This window comes from Nostoc sp. UCD121, assembly GCF_014222285.1.
In the GTDB taxonomy this organism is placed as follows: domain Bacteria; phylum Cyanobacteriota; class Cyanobacteriia; order Cyanobacteriales; family Nostocaceae; genus Nostoc.
Genome location: NZ_JACKZS010000085.1, coordinates 24,030 through 30,608 on the forward strand (window position 1 = coordinate 24,030; position 6,579 = coordinate 30,608).

Annotated in this window: 5 protein-coding genes; 3 read left to right on the forward strand and 2 right to left on the reverse strand. The window is 42.7% G+C overall.

The window, feature by feature from the left end:
* Positions 1–96: 96 nt before the first annotated feature.
* The 3 genes from GNF10_RS18765 to GNF10_RS18775 all read left to right on the forward strand — a co-directional run bounded on the left by GNF10_RS18765 (position 97) and on the right by GNF10_RS18775 (position 2,490).
* On the forward strand, positions 97–885 hold the full coding sequence (locus GNF10_RS18765) for an SDR family oxidoreductase (RefSeq protein WP_185584809.1): 789 nt from the start codon (positions 97–99) through the stop codon (positions 883–885).
* A gap of 94 nt (positions 886–979) precedes the next feature.
* Positions 980–1,699 (forward strand): rhomboid family intramembrane serine protease, encoded by a 720-nt coding sequence (locus GNF10_RS18770; RefSeq protein WP_185584810.1) that lies wholly within the window; start codon positions 980–982, stop codon positions 1,697–1,699.
* A 119-nt stretch (positions 1,700–1,818) separates the two neighbouring features.
* Positions 1,819–2,490, forward strand: a complete 672-nt coding sequence (locus GNF10_RS18775) for a rhomboid family intramembrane serine protease (RefSeq protein WP_179075418.1) — start codon at positions 1,819–1,821, stop codon at positions 2,488–2,490.
* Between the two features lie 127 nt (positions 2,491–2,617).
* On the opposite strand, the gene GNF10_RS18780 is transcribed toward GNF10_RS18775, so the two are convergent.
* Complete coding sequence (locus tag GNF10_RS18780) at positions 2,618–4,792, reverse strand: polysaccharide biosynthesis tyrosine autokinase (RefSeq protein WP_185584811.1); 2,175 nt, start codon at positions 4,790–4,792, stop codon at positions 2,618–2,620.
* Positions 4,793–5,037: 245 nt separating this feature from the next.
* On the reverse strand, positions 5,038–6,402 hold the full coding sequence (locus GNF10_RS18785; protein ID WP_185584812.1) for a polysaccharide biosynthesis/export family protein: 1,365 nt from the start codon (positions 6,400–6,402) through the stop codon (positions 5,038–5,040).
* Positions 6,403–6,579: the final 177 nt, after the last annotated feature.

Genomic DNA, 6,579 nt, shown 5'->3' on the forward strand with positions numbered 1-6,579 from the left:
ATCGCCTACATTACTACAAAAAGCGATCGCGTTGGGCACTTACAAGATAAACTCTTAAACTGATACCTTGAAAATAAAAAATCCGCAAAATTACAAATGAGTGATGCCTACGGAGGGCTAAGTCTACGCTGGACACTGACAGGGAAGAAAGCACTGATTACAGGTGCGACTAAAGGCATTGGACTAGCTGTTGCCAATGAGTTCTTATCTCTAGGTGCAGAAGTCATAATTGTGGCACGGAATTCTCAAGATGTTGACCAACAAATAATTATCTGGCGAGAATTAGGATTACCTGCTTATGGGATTACGGCAGATGTTGCAACTGCTGAGGGGCGACAAGCCATTTTTGAGCAGGTTGGCAAAACCTGGGATAAATTAGACATCCTGGTTAATAATGTGGGAACCAATATCAGCAAAAAAGTACTAGACTACACGCCTGCTGAATATCAGTTCATCATCCAGACAAACCAGATATCAATTTTTGAGATGTGCCGTCTATTTTACCCTCTACTGCAAAATGGGGAAAATAGCAGCATTGTGAATATAAGTTCTGTGGCGGGTTTAGTCTCGAACCGTACAGGCGCTCCTTATGGTATGACTAAAGCGGCTATAAATCAACTGACGCGATCGCTATCAGTTGAATGGGCTAGCGATCATATTAGGGTGAATACCGTAGCACCTTGGGCTATTCGCACTCCCCTAACCGAGTCTGTACTCGATAACCAAGATTTTCTCAAATTAGTTCTGTCCCAAACACCGATGGGAAGAGTTGGTCAACCAGAAGAAGTAGCGGGTTTAGTAGCATTTCTTTGTATGCCTGCGGCATCTTTCATCACTGGACAATGTATCACTGTCGATGGTGGTTTTTTGGCTTTCGGTTTTTAAGTCTCGAAGCCAGATCCATCCACGAGGTAGAAGAAACTACTTACAAAATTCCGTATTGTAGAATTGCTGTCTTAAAACTCAGGAAAAAACGCCCGTGGTTCCAATTAGCGATAATAATCCCACAAAAATCACGCCTTATGTAACTTATGGGTTGATTGCTGCCAACGTCCTCGCTTTTCTTTACGAAGCAAGTCTTCCTCCCCAAGCATTAAATGGGTTTTTACACCTTGCGGCTGTAGTTCCACGAGAACTCACCCTCAGCTTTGGTGGTATCTCTTTACATCAACCAGTACCAGAATGGGCAACTTTGATTACCTCGCAATTCTTGCATGGTGGTTTCTTGCACTTAGCAGGTAATATGCTGTTTCTTTGGATTTTTGGTAACAACGTTGAAGATAAGTTAGGTCATGCCAAATATTTACTGTTTTATTTATCTTGCGGTGTTTTGGCAGCATTAACACAGTGGTTCTTCGCTCAAGATTCTAGCATTCCATCTTTGGGTGCGAGTGGTGCGATCGCAGGCATTCTAGGAGCGTACATTCTCCGCTTTCCCAACGCTGAAGTTCTCGGCATAGTGCCTTTAGGAATTTTCTTCCCAACTTTCCGTGTCCCGGCATATTTCTTTTTGGGATTTTGGTTTCTCGAACAAGCTTTCTACGGGCTTGCTAGTCTCGAAACACGTACCAACATCGGTATGGAAAGCGGCGGTATTGCCTACTGGGCCCATGCAGGTGGGTTTATCTTTGGGGCAATTCTCGGCCCACTGTTGGGTTTATTTAGTGATAAATCACAGGAAGAATCTTGGTATAAGTAATTTGTTGTTGGAACTATCAATCAGTCTGATTGATTTAATTAGGTGACATTGCCTAAGCTTCGCAACTGCTAGCCTTACAAGCTATATTGCAATTAGCCAATAATTTAGGAAAAACACCTGTGTTTCCCCTCTACGACGAAAATCCGACGCGAATCACCCCGTATTTCACCTACGGGTTAATTGGCATGAATATTGTAGTTTTTCTCCACGAGGTGAGCCTATCAAATGCACAATTGAGTCAGTTTTTAAGTCAATATGCGGTAGTACCTCAAGAGTTAACCACCAATTTGAGTGGAGAGTGGATAACATTATTTACGTCGCAATTTTTACACGGTGGTTGGTGGCACTTAATCTCAAATATGTTGTTCCTCTGGGTTTTTGGCAACAATATTGAAGATAGATTAGGTCATACCAAATATCTAATTTTCTATTTGGCGTGTGGTGCTTTAGCTGCCTTATGCCAATGGTTTATTGGTATGAATTCTGAGATTCCTTCCTTGGGGGCAAGTGGTGCAATTTCTGGGGTTTTGGGTGCGTACATCATCCGCTTTCCCCACGCTAAAGTCATGACCTTGGTTTTTTTGGGGATTTTCATCACTACCATCAGAATTCCAGCACTAGTGATCATTGGACTTTTCTTTGTGCAGAATGTTATATCTGGTCTTGCTACCCTACAAACAGCCGCCCACATGACAGTGCAAACAGGTGGAGTTGCTTACTGGGCGCATATCGGGGGTTTTGTTTTTGGGGTAATTCTTGCTCCCCTATTTGGGTTGTTTCGGCAGGACTAAATACAGCATTTTCTGTCTAAATTCATAGCGAAAAAATTGCTAGCTATCAAACCTCTGCGTTAACCTTTGCTTACTTACTCAGTGGGAATGCAAACCGCCTATGCGTTGAAATTCCCCTATTGAGATATTAGTTTTTGTTAGCAGCTGCTGAAACTTCTTCTGATTGTTCTACCTCAGATGTAAATGTTGATGATTGTGCAACTTCTTCAGGTACAGAAACAATGATATCAGCACCATTAATAATTGCTCCTAACAATCCCAGTTCAGCTTCCACCAATTGATCAACAGCTTCACCTAACATATTCTCTTGTGTGTAGTGGGGCCGTGTCACTAATACGATCCCATCACTGTAAGGTTGGATTAAAAGGGGATCATTGGATATACTGAGTGGACTAGTATCTAAAATCACTAAATCAAAACGTTCGCGGACATCCTCAATCAGCCGCCGCATTTCGCTAGATTCTAGAATAGCAGCAGATTGGCGCACAGGGCCAGGACTTGGAAGAATGTATAAATTTTCTACATCAGGAACTAAACGGATACATTCACTTAAGTTAGCGTAATAACGTAGGGGTTCAATTGAGGCATCGGGATCAGGAATTACTTTCAGGGATATTGAACGGGAAGGCGATCGCAAATCTGTTTCGATAATCAGGGTTCTTTTACCAGCACGGGCAGAAGCTATACCTAGGTTATAAGCACTTGCCGTCTTACCCTCTAAGCTACTGGTGCTAGTAATCAACACCACTTTTAAGTTTTTACCACCTATCCGGCGCAGATTACTGCGGAATTTCTCATAAAATTCTAAATAAGGAGAATCAGCAGAAACGACCACTGGGACTGCTTCTTTATCTAAATCATCAACTGGCATTAAAGGCAATTCTCCCAACACTGCCACTTCCCGTTGCTTGAGGCTCTCGCGAATATCTTCTCTGGTTTTGAAAGTCCCTTCCAGCGCTCCCAACAAGAATATTACCCCGCCACCAATCACCACACCTAAGAAACCGCCCACAGCAAGGGTAATAGGTACACTTTTCGGGGGTTTGATATCGGCAGCAGCTGTGGGTCGTCTGGCAATGCTGAGGCTGCTAGTAGTTTCTGCCTCTGCGGTTTTAGCATCGGTTAGCTTCACCTGCATTTGGTCGTAGATGGATTTTTTGAGGGCAACCTCCTGTTCTAAACGCGATCGCTCTAATTGCTTATTGGGTATCAGAGAATACTCTTGTCGTAGTCGCGCTTCTTGTTGGATTTCTTGAACTAGTTGTTGTTGCAGCGTCTCCCGTTGGGTTTGTAAAGACACCATTTGGTTTGCCAATTGCTGGCGGGCTGGATCTAAGCTGCTTTGGGTGCGAATACCTGCAACGCTACCCTGAAGCGGAGCCGCCGTCCCATCACCACCTAATACCTCAGATGCACGTTGTTGCAGCAATTCTTCAGCAGCTTGTTTCTGACGCATTAACTGAACCATCGTTGGGTGTTCCGGTCGCAAATCCTTTTTGAGTACGGCGATTTGCGACTCACTTTGATAAATTTGCGCTCGTAAGTTACCAATAATTGGATCGGCACTCAAAGCAGAAGAAACATAAGCCTGTCCGACTGTTAAGCCTAACTTATTTTGTAAACTGCGAATTTGACCATCAACCCCAGAAATAGTTAATTGCATCTGCCGTTGGAGATTTTGGCTAGCTGTAACAGCGCTTAACAAGCTGCCATTCTCGGCTGCTAATATTGCTGTTCGCTCGATGCGATCGTACTGTTCCAGCTTCTTTTCAGCAACTTGCAATTCTCGTTTAGCTTGTGGTACGCGATCGTTAATCTTTTCAATAATTGCTTGTAATCGCCCAGTATTAATATCACTGCTCAACTTGATCATTGCTTGCATCAATTCCGCCAAGACCTGTATACCTCGTTTGGGATCAGTATCTACATATTTCAATTCCAAAATACTAGATTCCAATTCTCCAGTCCTGGGGTTTTTTTTAGGAACAGAAAGAACGACACTGTTACCTAGCTTTGTTGGTTTGACACCAACTTTTTCTGCCACCGCTGCAATTATCTGGTTAGAGAGTAAAATTTCCTGATTCAGTTCCTTTCCTTGCTGTTGGATTTCAGTACCAGTTGCAGAGAAAGAAACTGGTGGGCCACTATAGGTAAGTGCGCCAGATGCTATGTAGCTAGTAGGTGGCTCTGGTTGCATAGCTACCAAAGTCGACCCTACTATAACTAGACCAAAACTAGCTAGTCCAATCCACTTGTACTTATCAAAAGCAATAAGATAGCGCTTAACAATTGGTGGGGTCATGGTCGCTTCGCTCCAATTCAAAATTCAAAATGACGCTCGCGTACTCGCTAACGCTGGGCTAATAAAATTCAAAATTTAGGAAGCAACAAACTAAAGATAGTGGTTTTGATACAAGAACGCTATCAACTTCCTAATATTGGTTGATATGTTTAATATTTTTACATTAACGAATTCAAAGACCAGTTGAAGATGTGGCTTCCTACACTCCCAACTATTTCCAGATTGTATCCTTCTTTTTAGAGTTACTAATTTGACCCACCACCGAAGTTATCAAAAAACCGGAGAAAGGATTGAACATTGAAGAAAGGTTGGGTAATGGTAGTTAGGAAATTAGTAATTCTACCTATTAAGTTACGACCAACAACAATAACATCATTATCTTGAAGCGCCACATTTTGAGACGCATCGCCTCCTAGAGCTTTTTTAGCATCAAGTTTCTGGGTAACAGCTTTACCTTGTTCAGGATCAAAGCGAACCAGAGCGATATCTCGGAGATTAGCAGTATCAAGATTTACTCCTCCCAAAGCATCTACAAACGTACTGCCGTTAGGCAGTGCTTGAATAGATAGACCTCCCGCAGCGTAGTTTAAAACCCGGACTCTAATCTGTGGTGTGGCTAAGGATGAACGTGCTACCAAATTGCGGTCATAACCGTTATCATTACCAACTTCACGACGGGGGATGAGTATTGCATCTCCGTCTTGTAAGCGTAAATTAGGGATTGAACCGCCATTTTGCAGTGCTGCATATAAGTCAATAGTTTGTGAAATCACAGAACCATCAATTAACTTGCGGCGTACTTGTATTTGTCGCAGGTCTGCATTTAACGTTGAACCCCCAGATATTAGCAAGGCATCAGCAACGCGGGGTGTGGCTGAATTAATCGGATAAATTCCTGGTCTGAATATTTCTCCGCTAACGGTAACTTGAACTGGTCGCGCCCCTGCTAAAGATACTACTATGATTGGATCTGGGAAAAAGCGACTTAAACCCAAGCGAATTTTTTCTTGAGCTTCTTCTAAAGTTAAACCTTGTAATGACACCGTTCCCACTTGCGGTACTACGATGGTGCCTTCGGGACTAATTACAGCTTGAAAACTTAAGTCTTGACGCTGCGCTGCTAAGGCTAAAACTATTACTGGATCGACAACATAACGATTTAAACCCAAGCGAATTTTTTCTTGAGCTTCTGCTAAAGTTAAACCTTGTAAAAAAACTGTTCCCAGTAGTGGCACTACAATGTTACCTTCTGGGTTGATTAAAGCTTGAAAACTCAAATCTGGAAAGCGCTGAACCGAAACACTAATTCCATCTCCTATGCCTAAGCGGTATGGGCCAGGAGGACGCTGAAGTACAACGCCAATTATATCTCCTGGTCCCAAGAGGTAGCGGCTGAGTTGGCTGGAAGTTTCGTCATTTGCACCTGTAGGTATAACCTCAGTCTCAGTACCTGGCACAGGCGAGGGGGGTTGCCTTGGTGATTGTCCTTGAGATGGAAAAGGCTGGGCAACGACAAGTTGGATAGGTGTTATTAAAAAAACTCCTACTTGAAGGCTAACAAAAAACAAGGCGCTGAATGCACGCATATAAGAAGTGGGATCTATGAACATCGGTGCAGAAAAAATGATATGAAAATTATTCGCGCCGAGTCGTTATTTTACTCTATTAATGTCCCCAATGTCTCTGGAGTCTGCAAGTATTTACCAAGAAAAAGAGAAGAACTTTACTAAATTTAAATACTAACTTCATATTATTAACATTTTTTGTCTAAGTTTTAGGCTGAATGC

What these genes read in the sequence shown, in the direction of transcription:
- GNF10_RS18765 (WP_185584809.1), top strand. Translation starts at nt 97, where the DNA reads ATGAGTGATGCCTACGGAGGGCTAAGTCTACGCTGGACACTGACAGGG.
- GNF10_RS18780 (WP_185584811.1), bottom strand. Translation starts at nt 4,792, where the DNA reads ATGACCCCACCAATTGTTAAGCGCTATCTTATTGCTTTTGATAAGTAC.
- GNF10_RS18785 (WP_185584812.1), bottom strand. Translation starts at nt 6,402, where the DNA reads ATGTTCATAGATCCCACTTCTTATATGCGTGCATTCAGCGCCTTGTTT.